Source organism: Amycolatopsis sp. TRM77291 (assembly GCF_054166285.1).
Genome location: NZ_JBSZHF010000001.1, coordinates 2,002,837 through 2,016,230, shown reverse-complemented (window position 1 = coordinate 2,016,230; position 13,394 = coordinate 2,002,837). Strand labels below are relative to the sequence as shown.

General features: G+C 67.9%; 15 protein-coding genes. 10 read left to right on the top strand and 5 right to left on the bottom strand.

The genetic code is table 11. The features are described from left to right. Positions 1–133: 133 nt before the first annotated feature. From ACXIZN_RS09415 to ACXIZN_RS09395, 5 genes are all read left to right on the top strand, one after another. Positions 134–427: a DUF4342 domain-containing protein gene (locus ACXIZN_RS09415; protein ID WP_457953714.1), complete on the top strand. Its 294-nt coding sequence runs from the start codon at positions 134–136 to the stop codon at positions 425–427. Then, complete coding sequence (locus tag ACXIZN_RS09410) at positions 424–888, top strand: LiaF transmembrane domain-containing protein (RefSeq protein ID WP_457953712.1); 465 nt, start codon at positions 424–426, stop codon at positions 886–888. The genes ACXIZN_RS09415 and ACXIZN_RS09410 overlap by 4 nt, the downstream gene beginning before the upstream one ends. Positions 889–951: 63 nt before the next feature. Next, complete coding sequence (locus ACXIZN_RS09405; RefSeq protein WP_457953711.1) at positions 952–1,074, top strand: hypothetical protein; 123 nt, start codon at positions 952–954, stop codon at positions 1,072–1,074. A 364-nt stretch (positions 1,075–1,438) separates the two neighbouring features. Further along, the gene (locus ACXIZN_RS09400) at positions 1,439–3,295 is read left to right on the top strand and encodes a serine/threonine-protein kinase (protein ID WP_457953710.1); all 1,857 of its coding nucleotides are present in this window, start codon (positions 1,439–1,441) and stop codon (positions 3,293–3,295) included. 9 nt (positions 3,296–3,304) lie between these two features. Beyond that, positions 3,305–5,149 (top strand): serine/threonine-protein kinase, encoded by a 1,845-nt coding sequence (locus tag ACXIZN_RS09395; protein ID WP_457953708.1) that lies wholly within the window; start codon positions 3,305–3,307, stop codon positions 5,147–5,149. A 360-nt stretch (positions 5,150–5,509) separates the two neighbouring features. On the opposite strand, the gene ACXIZN_RS09390 is transcribed toward ACXIZN_RS09395, so the two are convergent. Further along, on the bottom strand, positions 5,510–5,668 hold the full coding sequence (locus tag ACXIZN_RS09390; RefSeq protein ID WP_457953707.1) for a hypothetical protein: 159 nt from the start codon (positions 5,666–5,668) through the stop codon (positions 5,510–5,512). An 845-nt stretch (positions 5,669–6,513) separates the two neighbouring features. Here ACXIZN_RS09390 and ACXIZN_RS09385 point away from each other — a divergent pair. Then, positions 6,514–6,858 (top strand): DoxX family protein, encoded by a 345-nt coding sequence (locus ACXIZN_RS09385; RefSeq protein ID WP_457953705.1) that lies wholly within the window; start codon positions 6,514–6,516, stop codon positions 6,856–6,858. Between the two features lie 10 nt (positions 6,859–6,868). Beyond that, positions 6,869–7,009, top strand: coding sequence for a hypothetical protein (locus ACXIZN_RS09380; RefSeq protein WP_457953704.1), 141 nt, complete (start codon positions 6,869–6,871; stop codon positions 7,007–7,009). A 223-nt stretch (positions 7,010–7,232) separates the two neighbouring features. Here ACXIZN_RS09380 and ACXIZN_RS09375 read toward each other — a convergent pair whose 3' ends face one another. Further along, positions 7,233–7,616: a hypothetical protein gene (locus tag ACXIZN_RS09375; RefSeq protein WP_457953703.1), complete on the bottom strand. Its 384-nt coding sequence runs from the start codon at positions 7,614–7,616 to the stop codon at positions 7,233–7,235. 382 nt (positions 7,617–7,998) lie between these two features. Next, complete coding sequence (locus ACXIZN_RS09370) at positions 7,999–8,850, bottom strand: helix-turn-helix domain-containing GNAT family N-acetyltransferase (RefSeq protein ID WP_457953701.1); 852 nt, start codon at positions 8,848–8,850, stop codon at positions 7,999–8,001. Positions 8,851–8,954: 104 nt separating this feature from the next. Between ACXIZN_RS09370 and ACXIZN_RS09365 the strand changes: the two genes are divergently transcribed. Continuing rightward, positions 8,955–10,292: an FAD-dependent oxidoreductase gene (locus tag ACXIZN_RS09365; RefSeq protein ID WP_457953700.1), complete on the top strand. Its 1,338-nt coding sequence runs from the start codon at positions 8,955–8,957 to the stop codon at positions 10,290–10,292. Positions 10,293–10,375: 83 nt separating this feature from the next. After that, entirely contained in the window at positions 10,376–11,449 is a 1,074-nt protein-coding gene (locus tag ACXIZN_RS09360; RefSeq protein ID WP_457953698.1) for a flavin-containing monooxygenase, read from the top strand. Here ACXIZN_RS09360 and ACXIZN_RS09355 read toward each other — a convergent pair. Next, on the bottom strand, positions 11,427–11,606 hold the full coding sequence (locus ACXIZN_RS09355) for a hypothetical protein (protein ID WP_457953696.1): 180 nt from the start codon (positions 11,604–11,606) through the stop codon (positions 11,427–11,429). The genes ACXIZN_RS09360 and ACXIZN_RS09355 overlap by 23 nt on opposite strands. Before the next feature lie 278 nt (positions 11,607–11,884). Between ACXIZN_RS09355 and ACXIZN_RS09350 the strand changes: the two genes are divergently transcribed. Beyond that, complete coding sequence (locus tag ACXIZN_RS09350; RefSeq protein WP_457953694.1) at positions 11,885–12,739, top strand: alpha/beta fold hydrolase; 855 nt, start codon at positions 11,885–11,887, stop codon at positions 12,737–12,739. Between the two features lie 59 nt (positions 12,740–12,798). Here the strand turns inward: ACXIZN_RS09350 and ACXIZN_RS09345 are convergent, their stop codons facing one another. Continuing rightward, positions 12,799–13,245, bottom strand: coding sequence for a hypothetical protein (locus ACXIZN_RS09345; protein ID WP_457953693.1), 447 nt, complete (start codon positions 13,243–13,245; stop codon positions 12,799–12,801). Positions 13,246–13,394 lie beyond the last annotated feature (149 nt).

Genomic DNA, 13,394 nt, shown 5'->3' with positions numbered 1-13,394 from the left:
CTTCACGAACGCCCTCCTACGTCGGGAAGTCCTCCGTTCAGCATCGTGCGCCTTTCGGCCACGGGGAAGGACCGAAGGTCACTGCCGCGCGGCGAGCCGAAGCCTCACTGTGGAAGCGGAAGGGAGAGAAACCATGACCGTGCAGAAGGAAGACCGGCAAGTGACCGAATCCGCGGCGCCGAAGAAGCCGAGCGAAGTGTTCACCGAGAAGGTGCAACGGCTCGTCCGCGAGGGCAACGTCCGGCGCATCGTCGTCAAGGACACCCGGGAGCGGGTGATCCTCGATGTCCCTGTGAACGCCGGCCTGGTCGCCGCGGTTTTCGCACCGGTCGTGACCGCGGCCGGCGCGATCACCGCGGTCGCGGGCCCCTGGTCCATCGCGGTCGAACGCCGCGGCGACCCGGCGCCGGAAGAGAAGCCGTCGTGAAACCCGTTCGCTTCTGGGTCGGGCTGGTCTTGGTCGCCCTGGGCGTGTTGGGGATCCTCGACGCGACCGGCGCCCTCGAGACCGGCGGCCTGCTCAGCGCGTGGTGGCCGGCCTCCTTGGTCGGCCTCGGCATCGTCGCGATGCTGTCCCAGCGGCGAATGTCGATCGGACCGGCCGCCGTGACCGTGATCGGGCTCATCCTCCTCGCGGGCACCCTGGACCTGGCGGAAGGTGGCCTGTGGTGGCCGGCCCTGCTGGCGGTGGCGGGATTCGCCGTGCTCGCAGGACTGCGCCGGGAGCACAGCACCAGGACACCGCTCGTGATGTTCGGTGGAGCGACCACCAGGGAACAGTCCCGCCACCTGCGACACACCGACGTCTCGGCGATCTTCGGCGGTTCGACGCTCGACCTTCGTCAAGCCCGGATCGACGAGGGCGCGACCGTGGACGCCTTCGCCTAATTCGGTGGCGTCAAAGTCCTGGTACCGCGGGGCTGGCGGATCTCACTCGGCGGCCTGCCGTTCATGGGCGGTCTCGAGGACAAGACCGACAGCGCCGGTGACCTCCCGGCGGACGCCCCGGTACTCGCCATGAACGGGACCGCGATCTTCGGCGGCGTCGAAGTCACCAACACCCCGGAGAAATGACGAAGTGACTGCGGTGCCGTCGCGGCCCAGATGTCGCGCCGGTACCGCAGCAGCCGAGCCGCGAAGTGACATTCACAAGTCCGAGCTAGGACAGGCGGAGCGTCGGCGATGCATGGATGCATGCCAACTGAATCGACACCGCCTGAATCCGTGACACTCGGCGGCATCGCCGCCACCAGCCGGGTCGCTCGGGGCTCTACCACGTTGTTCCTCGAACCTGCCCGCCGGGCCAGGCTCCGCAAACGCCTCGATTCAACTCAAACCCGTTGAGGTGAATACCGAGACGAACGCACCGCGCCTTTCCATGGTTGTCGCCGATGAGCACGTCGACTTTTGTATCATCGCTCTCTATCGAGGGGGCGTCGTGAGATCTCTGAACGCTGGGGAACCCACCGAGGTGGGTCGGCACCGGGTGTTCGCCGTGCTCGGCCAGGGCGGAATGGGCCGGGTACTACTGGGCCGTTCGCCCGACGGGCGGCTGGTCGCCGTCAAACAAGTACATCCGGGCTTCGCCCACGATGCCGGTTTCCGTGAGCGGTTCCGCCGGGAGGTCGCTGCTTCGCGGAAGGTGTCCGGCGCCTTCACCGCCGCGGTGATGGACGCCGATCCCGACGCGCCGACGCCCTGGCTGGCGTCGATGTTCGTACCGGGTCCCTCGCTCTCGGAGGCGGTGGCGGCCGGTGGGCCGTTGCCGCCGTCTTCGCTGCGGTACTTGGCCGCCGGGCTGGCGCTGGCGCTGGGGGAGATCCACCGTGCCGGGCTGGTCCACCGCGATCTCAAGCCCGGTAACGTCATTCTCACCGGCGACGGTCCGCGGGTGATCGACTTCGGCATCGCCCGTGCCATCGAGGGCGATTCCGAACTCACCCATACCGGAGCGATCATCGGTTCGCCCGGGTTCATGTCGCCGGAGCAGGCACGCGGACAGGAGATCGGCCCGGCGAGCGACCTGTTCTCGTTCGGGTCCCTGCTGGTGATGGCCGCGACCGGGGAGGGCCCGTTCACCGGATCGTCCACTCCGCACACCCTCTACAACGTCGTGCACACCCGGCCCGATCTGAGCCGGGTGCCGGAGGACCTGCGCCAGGTCGTCGAACCCTGTCTGGCGAAGAGTCCCGGCGACCGGCCGGACTCGGCCTGGGTGCTGCGTCAGCTCGGTCCCATCGCGCCGACGGCTGCCCCGTGGCCGACGCCGGTGCCCCAGCTGATCGACGCGCAGCAGGCCGAGGTGCGGGAACTGCTGAACCCGCCCTCGCCGAAGCGCTCCCGACGCGGGCTCTACACCACTTTGGCCGCGGCCGCGGCGGTGCTGGTGGTCGCCTCCGTCGTCGTGGCGGTGAACCTGCCGCAACGGCCCGGGCCGGCACCCACGGCCGCGTCGGCGCCGCCACCCGGAGCGGCGGTGACCACGCCGGTCAACCCGGATCCGCTCGGTCCGGACAACCTGCGCCGGGTCGACCTGTGCAAGGTGCTGGCGGGCTGGGAGGCGCCCATGCTCGGTGCGCTGGCGGCGTCTTCGCCCGGGCGAAGACTGGACTGCCTTTACGGTGCCCTGAAACTCGATATCGGCCCCAGGTTGCTCGAGGGTGTTCCAGCGGGGGAGCTGGAAGGGCTGCCGTTGTACACCAGCACCTTCAGCGATTCGTGCGCGGCCGCCGTTCCGGTCGCCGGTCTCCAGAGCGTCGTGCTCCTCACCGAGATCCGCGGCTCTCTCTCCTCGGACGAGAAGTGCACTGTGGTGAAGGCCGGCCTCGGCGAGGCGGTGCGGCGGATCCGCGCGGGTGGTCACGGACGCGATATGGCCCCCCAGTCGCTGATCGGGCTGGACCCCTGCACGCTGCTCTGGCCCGAAAGGGTCGCCCGGTTGATCGGCCCCGTGCGGGCCACCGTCCTCGAGGATCTGCACCAGTGCGTCTACCACGGCGACGACATATTCCGGCTGACCGTGGAGCAGGGGTATCCGCCACACGGACCGGAGCAGGCCGCCGCCGGCGGCGTCGTGCCGGTAGACGTCGGCGGTACGACGGTGTATCGCGACGAGCGTCCACCGCAGGGGCCTCCGGCCTGTGTCCTGACCTGGCAGCACCGGCCGATGAGCGAGCGCCTCGGTGAGAACGTCAAGGTGACGTACGAGCGTGGAAGCCGCAAGACCATGCAACAGGCCTGCGCCAAGGCCGAGGAGGTCGTCAGTGCGCTGCTCACCTGGTTGCCGAAACCCTAGGACCAGTCTGTGAAACCCTTGCGTGCCGGTGAATCCCGGCAGGTCGGTCCCCACCGGATCATCGCCGAACTCGGCGAAGGGGGCATGGGCAGGGTCCTACTCGGACTCGCCCCCGACGGCCGGCTCGTGGCCGTCAAGCAGATCCACGCCGAGTTCGCCCACGACCCCGGCTTCCGGGAACGTTTCCGCCGGGAGATCGCCGCCTCACGCCTGGTCTCCGGCGCCTACACCGCCGCCGTCATGGGCGCCGACCACGAAGCCGAATCCCCTTGGCTCGCCTCGGTCTTCGTCACCGGACCCGATCTGCGCACGGCCGTGGAGGCGACCGGCCCGCTCCCCGTGGAAGCCGTTCGCCGGCTCGCCTCCGGACTCGCCGCCGCACTCACGGACATTCACCGTGCCGGACTGATCCATCGCGATCTCAAGCCCAGCAACGTCATCCTCTCCGGCGACGGGCTCCGCGTCATCGACTTCGGCATCGCCCGTGCCACCGAAGAAGCGCAGAACCTCACCCACACGGGCGCCATCATCGGCTCGCCCGCGTTCATGTCGCCCGAACAAGCCGGAGGCGGCCCGATCACCCCGGCCACCGACATGTTCTCGCTCGGCTCCATCCTGGTCATGGCAGCCACCGGACGTGGCCCCTTCAGCGGCGCGTCGGCGCCACAGACGCTCTACGACGTGGTCGACACGGAACCCGATCTTTCCACCGTGCCAACAGAAATTCGGCGTATCGCCGAACCGTGCCTTGCCAAGGACCCGGCCCGGAGGCCCACCCCCGGGCAGCTACAGGACTTCCTCGGTCCTGTTCCGTCGGACACCGAACCCTGGCCCGAGGCCGTACACGCCCGCATCCGGCATCAAGAAGCCGAAGTGCGCTCGGTGCTCTCGTTGCCGATTCCGGCGTGGCAGCCACCCCCGAGACCTTTGCCGGTCAAGAAGCGCCGGCCGGGATTGCCCCTCACCGTGGCGCTGGTGGTGGTCGCGGCCCTGATCGGCACCCTGATCGTCGTCATCCAGGCGATCACCTCACCACCGGATATCGGCACCGCGGCCATGCCGGTGGCCGAGGCGCTGACCCTGGACCGGCTCCGCCGTGTCGACCCGTGCAAGGTGCTCGACGGTCGGTACGCCGAGGACCTCGGCTCGCTGGAGCCGGACTCGAACCCGATGTCACCGGACAGCTGCATGTACAAGAGACCCAAGGGCCGCTATCTCGATCTCCGGCTCGGAGAACCCGTGGTCAACGGCGGCATCGGCACGACGAACCGCACCGCCGAAGGACTACCGCTGCTGCGCGCCTCCTTCAGCGGGGGCTGCCACTCGCTGATTCCGATCACCGACGAGCCGGCGCTTTACGTGATGCTTTACAACGACACTAACGTGGGCGACAAATGTGCGGTCGCGGACAGCGCGCTCACCGTCGTGCTCGCCCGCCTGCGCACCCACGAAGTCGATCGTCAGGACGACGCGGCCGGTGTACTCCCCCTCAACCCGTGCGCTCTCCCTGACGCCACCGTGGTCGCCCAAACCATGACCGACGTCCGGGCGGTCACCGCGGGCCTGCGGAACTGCCGGTGGCAGCGGGAAGACGAACGGCTGGACGTGAGAGTCCAGCGGAGCCTGTACATCGACGACGACAACGGTGACCCCGTCGATCTCGGCAACGGAGTCACCGGTTACGTAACCGGTGACTCCGAGTCCTCCTGTCAGCTCTCCTGGCCGCACCGCACCCTCCCGGACGGTGATGCCGAGTACATTTCCGTGTGGCTGCAGGGATACAGCGGTGAACGGGCCTGCGAGCGGGTACGCGCCGTCGCCGGCTCCGTGCTGAACCGGCTTCCGAAGCGCTAGCGGCCTCGCACCCCTCGCCAAACGTGGCGTTGTGGGTGCCGAAAATTACGTCCATGCACATCAAGCGGCATGTCGGTACTCATGGAGGACTCCGCCGAGTCGGTCCTGTCGGCGTATCACGAGGCGTTCGATCCGGTCAGTTTCAAGGGCTTGAGGCCGGGCTCGCAGGGGCGCCGCGGCGGCCATGATCGGTGGGTTCGATGCTGGTTGTAGTGCTGCTCGCACTCGCGCAACGCGTGCCGAAGGTGGGTCTCATTCCAGATCATGCCAGCGTGACGACGCTCGAAACGAGCAGGAGCCGTTGCGCCGACCGGATCACCTCGGCTGAGGCTCCACGCAGCGACAGCTGCCGGATGGCGATCAGCAGCGCCAGCACTGACAGGTCCACGGCAGGGCGACCAGCGGGGCGACCCAGCTGGATACTCCGACCCGAAGCCCGAAGGCCAAAACGTTGCCGAACCCGAACAGGAACGTCAGCCCCACGATCACGCCGACAATGACCGTGACCAGCTGCAGCACAGCGTCACGCTCAACCGGAAAACCAACTGCTTTGGCAGACACGAAGTAACTCCTCGTAACCAGCATCCCAAGATCAACTGGCGATATTCAGGCGACCGGAACGCGCCGCAACGCGTCCGAAGCCACCCCAACGAGGAGGAACGAGAAACCGCGGACCTGCAAAAACAGAGGAAATGCCTGGTCAGGAACTGGTTCGATCTTCCCTGACACGGAAGAGGTCACTGGTTCAATCCCAGTATCGCGCACCAGCTGTTTTCGCAGGTCAGAAGACCTGCTCCTCCTCGGAGGGACGGGGCTTCAGTCGTTCAATGGCGATGGCCTTCGGGGCCGTCTCCAACTGGCCATCACGGAACGTGCGTGCAGGTGCGGGGAACCACTCCCCAGCTTCGTCCGCTCGCTCGGGCCGAGCGCGACCGACGACTGTCGTAGACCCTCGCGGTGCCTTTCATCTTTTTGACCTAGCCGTGCCGGCCGCGCGACTTCGGGGAAGCCGTCCTCGGCCAGCCAGGTGCTGCGACTGCGCCGCTTCCGCCGACCGCGCGTGTTCAGCGCGGTTACGGAAGTTCGACCGCCGCAACGGTGCCCCCAGCGCTGCGGAGCACGAACGGGAAGCTGTGACCGTCGATCAACTCTTCGCAGAAGACCGCGATGCTCGGCGGCAACTCCACGCTCCGCGTACCAGCCGGGGTCTTCGCCCGGCCCTTTCTTCACCCGGCACACCGAGGACTTCCCTGTGCACTCAAGAAGTCTTGAAGTCGATCGTCGTCGCCGTTACCTCTGAACCGGCTCATCCGTCATAGAGGCGGAAGCGCCCTATTGGCTGAGACCCCTGGAGCCGTGGCCCTATGACTATTGCCTACGTCATCGTCGCCGTAACGACCGTCGCGTACTGCCTGTTTTCGGCCGGTGCCGACTTCGTGCGGTGGGAACGTGTCGGCGTCGCCATGGACACGGTCGGCGTACCTCGGCGGTGGATGCCCTGGCTGGGAGTCCCCAAGGCTGTGGCCGCGCTGGGACTGCTCATCGGTTTCTGGATACCGATGATCGCCATCGCCGCCGCGGCCGGTCTCGTTCTCTTCTTCGTCGCGGCCATCGTGACCCACTTGAGAGCACGCGACTACTCCTTTGGTCTGCAATACCCGTTCCTCCTCCTGGCCATCGCCACTTTGGCCTTGGGAACTGCCGTCTGAGGAGCGCCCCGTGACCGCTCTGTGCCGTGAGAGTGCGGATCCGGCGCGCGGCGCCGCCGAAGAGGTCTGCGTGCTCACCGACCCGGCCTGCCTGTACCCGCTCGCCGGTATCCGCGCCTACCTCGGAGGCGTCCCGTCCTTAGTGGACTGAGCGGCAGGACCTCAGGCCGCTCGACGTTGAAACCACACGAGGTCGGAGATATCGGGCAACGTACGCGACGGTGAGTTGCAGGCATGGAGATCGGCAACAGTGTGGTCGGTTCATTCCGCCACGGCCGTCGATGCCAAGGGCCTCATTTGCCGCGGGCGATCACCGCCCGGCTTGCTCTGGCTCCGCCGGCATCTTGAACCAGTTGTGCGGCGCCGTCGCGCGATCAAACTCCGCCGCCGCCCGAGAGCGGGGACACGTTGAAGCTGAAGTAGTTCTTGTGAGACTCCGACCGGCTCCCGGAATTGTCCGGCGGGAAGATGGCGTCAATGAACAGGCCGCCACCGCAGTCGGGTTCGGAGAACAGGTTGAGCACCGACGACTTGGTCCGGTTCGCCAGGTAGTTGGCCTTCTCCCCGAGCAGGCCATGGACGTTGTAACAAACACGGGGTTTCAGATCGTGGATGGTGACCGGGATCGGCACCGTCGGTGCCGACCAGATGGCACGGTCGGCGGCCGGATGCGCGTTCGCGCTGCCTGCCGTGGCGGTCAGCAATACGGCGGACACGCCCAGCGCGCCCACACCGGACAGAACATGGCGGACGACCATCCCGGAACCTCCCAGATTAGCTTGCCCCTGCCCCGGAATGCTGCCAGAGACCCCCTCCTGCCGGAAGGCCGCTTTCACGGTGACCCATGGATATGCCAGGTGGTGGCATAGAGCTGAGCACGAGGGGCCACCATGCCTGCTTTCGCGTTCGCCGCTGGCGTTCCAGCGGCGCGGATGGCCGGGGCTTTGCCGGGAGCCGCCAGAAACAGCGGACTCTCCCAGCGGGCACGGACGGTCCGCATCATCAGGCGCGAGCGTTCTGCTCCCAGGCCGAAGATCCGCATCAAACTCTCCGCCGAGGTCGGACGTTGGCGCTTCCGGCAGTGGATCGTCGTCGATATCCGACAACCTCGACCGCTTCACGGGCCGCCAGAACCGTCAGTCATGCCTCAGCCCTCGTTAGCGGGCTGCGGCGTTCGAGGAAGACGGTGTCGTGCCAGATGCCGTCGCGTTGGGCGATGCGTTCGCGGATGCCGACGGTGCGGTAGCCGGCGCTGTGGTGCAAGGCGATGCTGGCGCGGTTGTCGGTGAAGATCGAGGTCTGCAGGGTCCAGAGCCCGGCGGCGTCGGCTTCGGTGACCTGTTTGAAGAGCAGCGCTTTCCCCACGCCGCGGCCGCGGTGGGATTCAGCGACATAGACGGAGGTCTCGGCGACACCCTGGTAGCACTCGCGCGATGAGACCGGGGTGGCGGCGGTCCAGCCGACGACCTCGCCGTCGATCTCGGCGACCCAGCGATGCCCGGTCAGCCATTTCGCGTCGAGAGTCTTCCGAGCCGGGACTTCGGTTTCGAAGGTGGCGAGGCCGGTGGCGATACCTTCGGCGTAGATCCTGCGCACCGCGGTCCAGTCGTCATCGCGTTGGGCGCGAAGGAGCACGTCGTCGGGCAGGTTGTCCGGGCAGCAGGGTCGCGGGGCGAGCAGGCCCATGACCGCGTCGGCCGCGTGCGGGAGTCCGCTGCAGCACGCCTGGTTGATCGTCACGACCGTCGCGGTGCCCTCTTTGCGCAGGTGCACGAAACCCACATCGGCCAGCTTCCGCACATGGTGGGAGCAGGTGGACTGGCTGGTCCCGAGGATCTCGGTCAGCGCACCCACGGTGAGACCGCGCGGCGCGGTCGCGACCGCGTGCAGCAGCTTCACCCGCATCGGCTCGGCCAAGCAGGCGAACCAGCCGGCATACGTCGTGGCTTCGCGCTCGGGCAGGAGACCGGCGAGGGGAACGACCGTCGTCATGCCACCCAGTATCGACCAGAATCGATGGTTGCGTCAATCGACTCCCGTCGATACAGTCCCTCGCATCGCTTCAATCGAGCCGTATCGATGAAAGGTGCATGGGGATGAACGAGCTGCCCGTCGTGGTGATCGGGGCCGGGCCGGTGGGGCTGGCGGCCGCCGCCGAGCTGGTGGAGCGGGGTTTCGAGCCGCTGGTGCTGGAACGTGGCGCGCAAGCGGGTGCGGACGTGGCGGCGTGGCATCACGTGCGGTTGTTCTCGCCGTGGTCCGAACTCGTCGCCCCCGCGGCCGGACGGCTGCTGGAGGCGACCGGCTGGACCCGGCCCGACAGCGAGGCGTACCCAACAGGATCGGACTGGGCCGAGCTATACCTGCGACCGCTGGCGGCGGCGCTCGGTGACCGGGTCCGCTTCGGCGCCGAGGCGATCGGCGTCGCCCGCCGGGGGCGGGACCGGGTCGTGGACAGCGGCCGCGACGACGAGCCGTTCACCGTGCACGTCCACGCCGCCGACGGCGTGGAGCAGCGGATCGCGGCGCGGGCCGTGATCGACGCGTCCGGCACGTGGTCGACGCCCAACCCGCTCGGCGGCGAAGGTCTCCCCGCCGTCGGAGAGCGTGCGGCGGCGGAGCGGATCGCTTACCGCGTCCCGAATCTGGGCGACGAAACGGTGCGGGCGCGGTATGCGGGCAAGCACGTGCTGGTCGCCGGGAGCGGGCATTCGGCGCTGACCGCGCTGGTCGCCTTGTCCGGCCTCGCGAAGGACGGCACGCGGATCAGCTGGGTGCTGCGCCGCGGCGCGGTCGGCAACACCTTCGGCGGCGGCGAGGCCGACCAGCTTCCCGCGCGGGGCGCTCTCGGCCTGCGTGCCCGGGAAGCGGTGGAATCCGGACTGATCACGGTGGTGAGCGGCTTCCGCACCGAGGCGGTCGAACGCGACACCGAGGGACGGCTGACCCTGATCTCCGCCGGCGGGCAGCGGATCGAGCAGGTCGACGAGGTCGTGACCTTGTCCGGTTTCCGGCCCGACCTCACCTGGCTGTCGGAGATCCGGCTGGACCTGGACCCGACCCTGCAGGCACCAGTCGCGCTCGCGCCGCTGATCGACCCGAACGTCCACTCCTGCGGAACCGTGTATCCCCACGGCGCCAAGGAACTCGCGCATCCGGAGAAAGACTTCTACCTGGCCGGGATGAAAAGCTACGGCCGCGCGCCGACCTTCCTCGCCATGACCGGGTACGAACAGGTTCGCAGCATCGCCGCCCAGCTCGCCGGAGACCATGAAGCGGCCGGGCGGGTCGAACTGCGCATGGCCGAGACCGGCGTCTGCGGCGGCGCAGGCCTGTTCGACGAACCGGACGACGCACCGGCCACAGGTGGCTGCTGCGCGACACCGGAGCCGGAAATCCTGACCCTGTCCGCGCCATCGGCCGCGGCGCGCTGACCCGCTACCAGCGCCGTCGCACTCGCCCCTGGGCGGGCGCAGCTATCGCGAGCACGCCGCGACACCTGATTCCGGAAGGACCCATGATCGACCACGACGTGATCATCGTAGGCGGCGGCCAGGCCGGTCTCGCCGCCGCCTACGCCGCCCGCGCACAAGGCCTGACACCGGTGATCCTCGAAGCCGGAGCCGAACCGGTCGGATCCTGGCCCCGCTACTACGACTCACTGACCCTCTTCTCCCCCGCCCGCTACAGCAGCCTCCCCGGCCTGTCCTTCCCCGGCGACCCCGAGCATTACCCGCACCGCGACGAAGTCGTCGACTACCTGCGCCGCTACGCCGGTCGTCTCGGCGCCGAGATCCGTACCGATCACCGGGTCGACTCAGTGACCCAGGACAACGGCGCGTTCACCGTGCACGCCGCCGGGGAAACCGCGTTGACCGCACCCATCGTCATCGCCGCGTCCGGTGGCTTCTCCCGCCCCTACCGACCGGCACTGTCCGATTTGGACACCTTCACCGGACACGTCCTGCACAGTGGCGAATATCGAAACCCGGCACCGTTCGCCGGGCAGCGCGTGATCGTCGTCGGCGCGGGAAACTCCGCCGTCCAGATCGCCACCGAACTCGCCGGCCATGCCCACGTCACCCTCGCCAACCGGGCACCGGTGAAGTTCGCGCCGCAACGACCGTTCGGGAAGGACGTGCACTTCTGGTCCGCCGCCGTCGGCTTCGATCACCTGCCGATCGGGCACCTGCTGAAGAGCCCGCCGACCACCGCGGTGAACGATCCCGGCAGCTACAAAGCCGCGATCCACAATGGAAAACCGGACCAGCGGCGCATGTTCACCATTATCGACGGCGATACCGTGCAGTGGCCGGACGGAACCCGTGAACACGTCGACACCATCCTTCTCGCCACCGGCTTCAGACCCGGCCTGTCCTATCTGGACACTCTCGGCGCGTTGGCCTCCGACGGGCGCCCGCTGCAGGATCGTGGCCTCTCCACCACTCATCCGGGACTGGGCTACGTCGGGCTGGAATGGCAGCGCAGCTTCGCCTCCGCCACGCTGCGCGGCGTCGGCCGCGACGCCCGCTACGTCCTGCGGAAACTGACCGGAACCCGTGTCGGCGTCAGTCGTGACGCCATACCTTGATCGCAGACAGCGGAAGCAAAACGATCGTCGGCAGCGACACCGTGCCCACCTCGCCGAGGTGATTCCACGCCACCGCCTCGGCGATGACACGGCCACCAGCCGAGCCCGGTAACGCGGTGATCACCACGATCAGGCTCATCGCCTTGTTCAAGATCACCACGTGAGGCGACGAACCCGAAGACGCTGATCAGCACGGGCAGCCGGAACTCCGCGCCGCCGAGACCGATCATCCCGCCGAGCAGGCCGATCGCGGCGCCCGAACAGAACACCGTGGGCCACGACCGTCGTCCATGGCGGACACCCGAACGCTCGGCGGCGTCGTCATCGGGTTTCTGCTGCCGGGAATACGCCACGAGGCAGGCTGACCGGAGTGCCCCTGCCGTGACAGGAGTCGCCTGATCGTATCGCCGAGTACGGATGAGCCATCATGCCTGCATGACCGAGGTTCACCTTCACACGACCATCGCCGAGTTGCGCGGCGGAGTGGTCGAGTACAGATTCGATCGTCGGACCGGTCCCGCGGTGGTGATATTCCACGGCGGCCACATGAACGCCGGGCTCGCGCTCGGCGAAGACACCTTCGCCGATGACGATTACTCGGTACTCGTGCCCTCTCGACCGGGCTACGGGCGTACTCCGCTCCCGACCGGCAAGACGACCGGCGGGTTCGCGGACGTCACCCGGTCGTTGTGCGCGCACCTCGGCATCGGCCGCGTCGTGGCCGTCGTCGGTATCTCGGCCGGCGGTCCGACCGCGATGGCGATGGCCGCGCGCCATCCTGACCTGGTGGAGCGGGTCGTCCTCCAAAGCGCGGTCGGCCCACTGCCATGGCCGGACCGTCGAACCCGTATCGGCGCTCGTCTCGCGTTCGCGTCCAGCACCGAACGCCTTACGTGGTCAGCGGTGCGCGCACTCATGCGCACCGCGCCAGACCTCGGTTTGCGCATCCTGCTGAGCGACCTCTCCACACGACCGGCCCGTCAGGCCTTGACGAATCTTTCGCCCGCGAACCGCGAGATGTTGCTCAGCCTGTTCGCCCGAATGGGGTCCGGCCACGGATTCCTCAACGACCTCAGTGAAAACGGGAAAACCTGCGGTGAGGTCACGCAGCCGACATTGGTGCTCGCCAGCCGGAACGATGGTTCAGTGCCCTTCACCCATGCCGAGGCACTCGCCGCCACCATCCGCGACAGCAGGCTCGTCGAAAGCGCCGCTGACAGCCACTTCATCTGGCTGGGCGAGGACTGGCCGGCGCTCAGCGCAGAGATCCGTCGATTCCTTGCCGGCTGACGCCACAGCCGACTCGCCACCAGGGCGCTGCTGTCGGATCGGGGGCGGACGCCACCTCTTCAGCCGATTCGCTCGAAGACGAGGTCGTAGTCCTTGCGCCAGGTCGATCCGCGGTCCTCGGAGGCTTCCCAGCGTCCGGCGATCCGGTCGGGTTCGACGTCGGCGACGAAGCGTTGGTACATGTCGGGGTCTTCGCGATCCAGGATCCAGCGTGTGCCGTCGAAGGTCATGGCGAAGACCCGGCAGACACCTCGTTCGTCGTGGTAGAGGGCCGTGTAGGCGTCGCGGCTGTCGCTGCGGCCGAGAACGAGGGTCAGCTCGCTCCCGGCTTGGCCGTTCTCGTCGCCCATAGTCCAGCGTAGAACCACGAAGGCGTCACCGAGCCACTCGACAGTCGCCGAACCCGGCACCTCCTGGCCGGCCGGTTCCAGGAACCAGGCGTCGCTCAGCGTCGTCCGCCACGTCCCGACCAGGATGGCCAGCTGTTCCATGGTCTTGTTGCGCATCGTTTTCTCCTGACGTCGAGTCGCGGTGAGCACATGCCCGACCAGTACATCAGGCTGCTCAGGCGATTGCGTGAGATTCGCCGTGTTGGGCGCGAGGCGATCTTGCCAGTCCACTATGGACGGACGCTGACGGCAGGACCGCTGTCATG

Excerpts from the sequence above, each read along its gene's own strand:
- ACXIZN_RS09415 (WP_457953714.1), top strand. The coding sequence starts at position 134 with ATGACCGTGCAGAAGGAAGACCGGCAAGTGACCGAATCCGCGGCGCCG.
- ACXIZN_RS09405 (WP_457953711.1), top strand. The coding sequence starts at position 952 with ATGGGCGGTCTCGAGGACAAGACCGACAGCGCCGGTGACCTCCCGGCG.
- ACXIZN_RS09385 (WP_457953705.1), top strand. The coding sequence starts at position 6,514 with ATGACTATTGCCTACGTCATCGTCGCCGTAACGACCGTCGCGTACTGC.
- ACXIZN_RS09375 (WP_457953703.1), bottom strand. The coding sequence starts at position 7,616 with ATGGTCGTCCGCCATGTTCTGTCCGGTGTGGGCGCGCTGGGCGTGTCC.
- ACXIZN_RS09370 (WP_457953701.1), bottom strand. The coding sequence starts at position 8,850 with ATGACGACGGTCGTTCCCCTCGCCGGTCTCCTGCCCGAGCGCGAAGCC.
- ACXIZN_RS09365 (WP_457953700.1), top strand. The coding sequence starts at position 8,955 with ATGAACGAGCTGCCCGTCGTGGTGATCGGGGCCGGGCCGGTGGGGCTG.
- ACXIZN_RS09360 (WP_457953698.1), top strand. The coding sequence starts at position 10,376 with ATGATCGACCACGACGTGATCATCGTAGGCGGCGGCCAGGCCGGTCTC.
- ACXIZN_RS09350 (WP_457953694.1), top strand. The coding sequence starts at position 11,885 with ATGACCGAGGTTCACCTTCACACGACCATCGCCGAGTTGCGCGGCGGA.
- ACXIZN_RS09345 (WP_457953693.1), bottom strand. The coding sequence starts at position 13,245 with ATGCGCAACAAGACCATGGAACAGCTGGCCATCCTGGTCGGGACGTGG.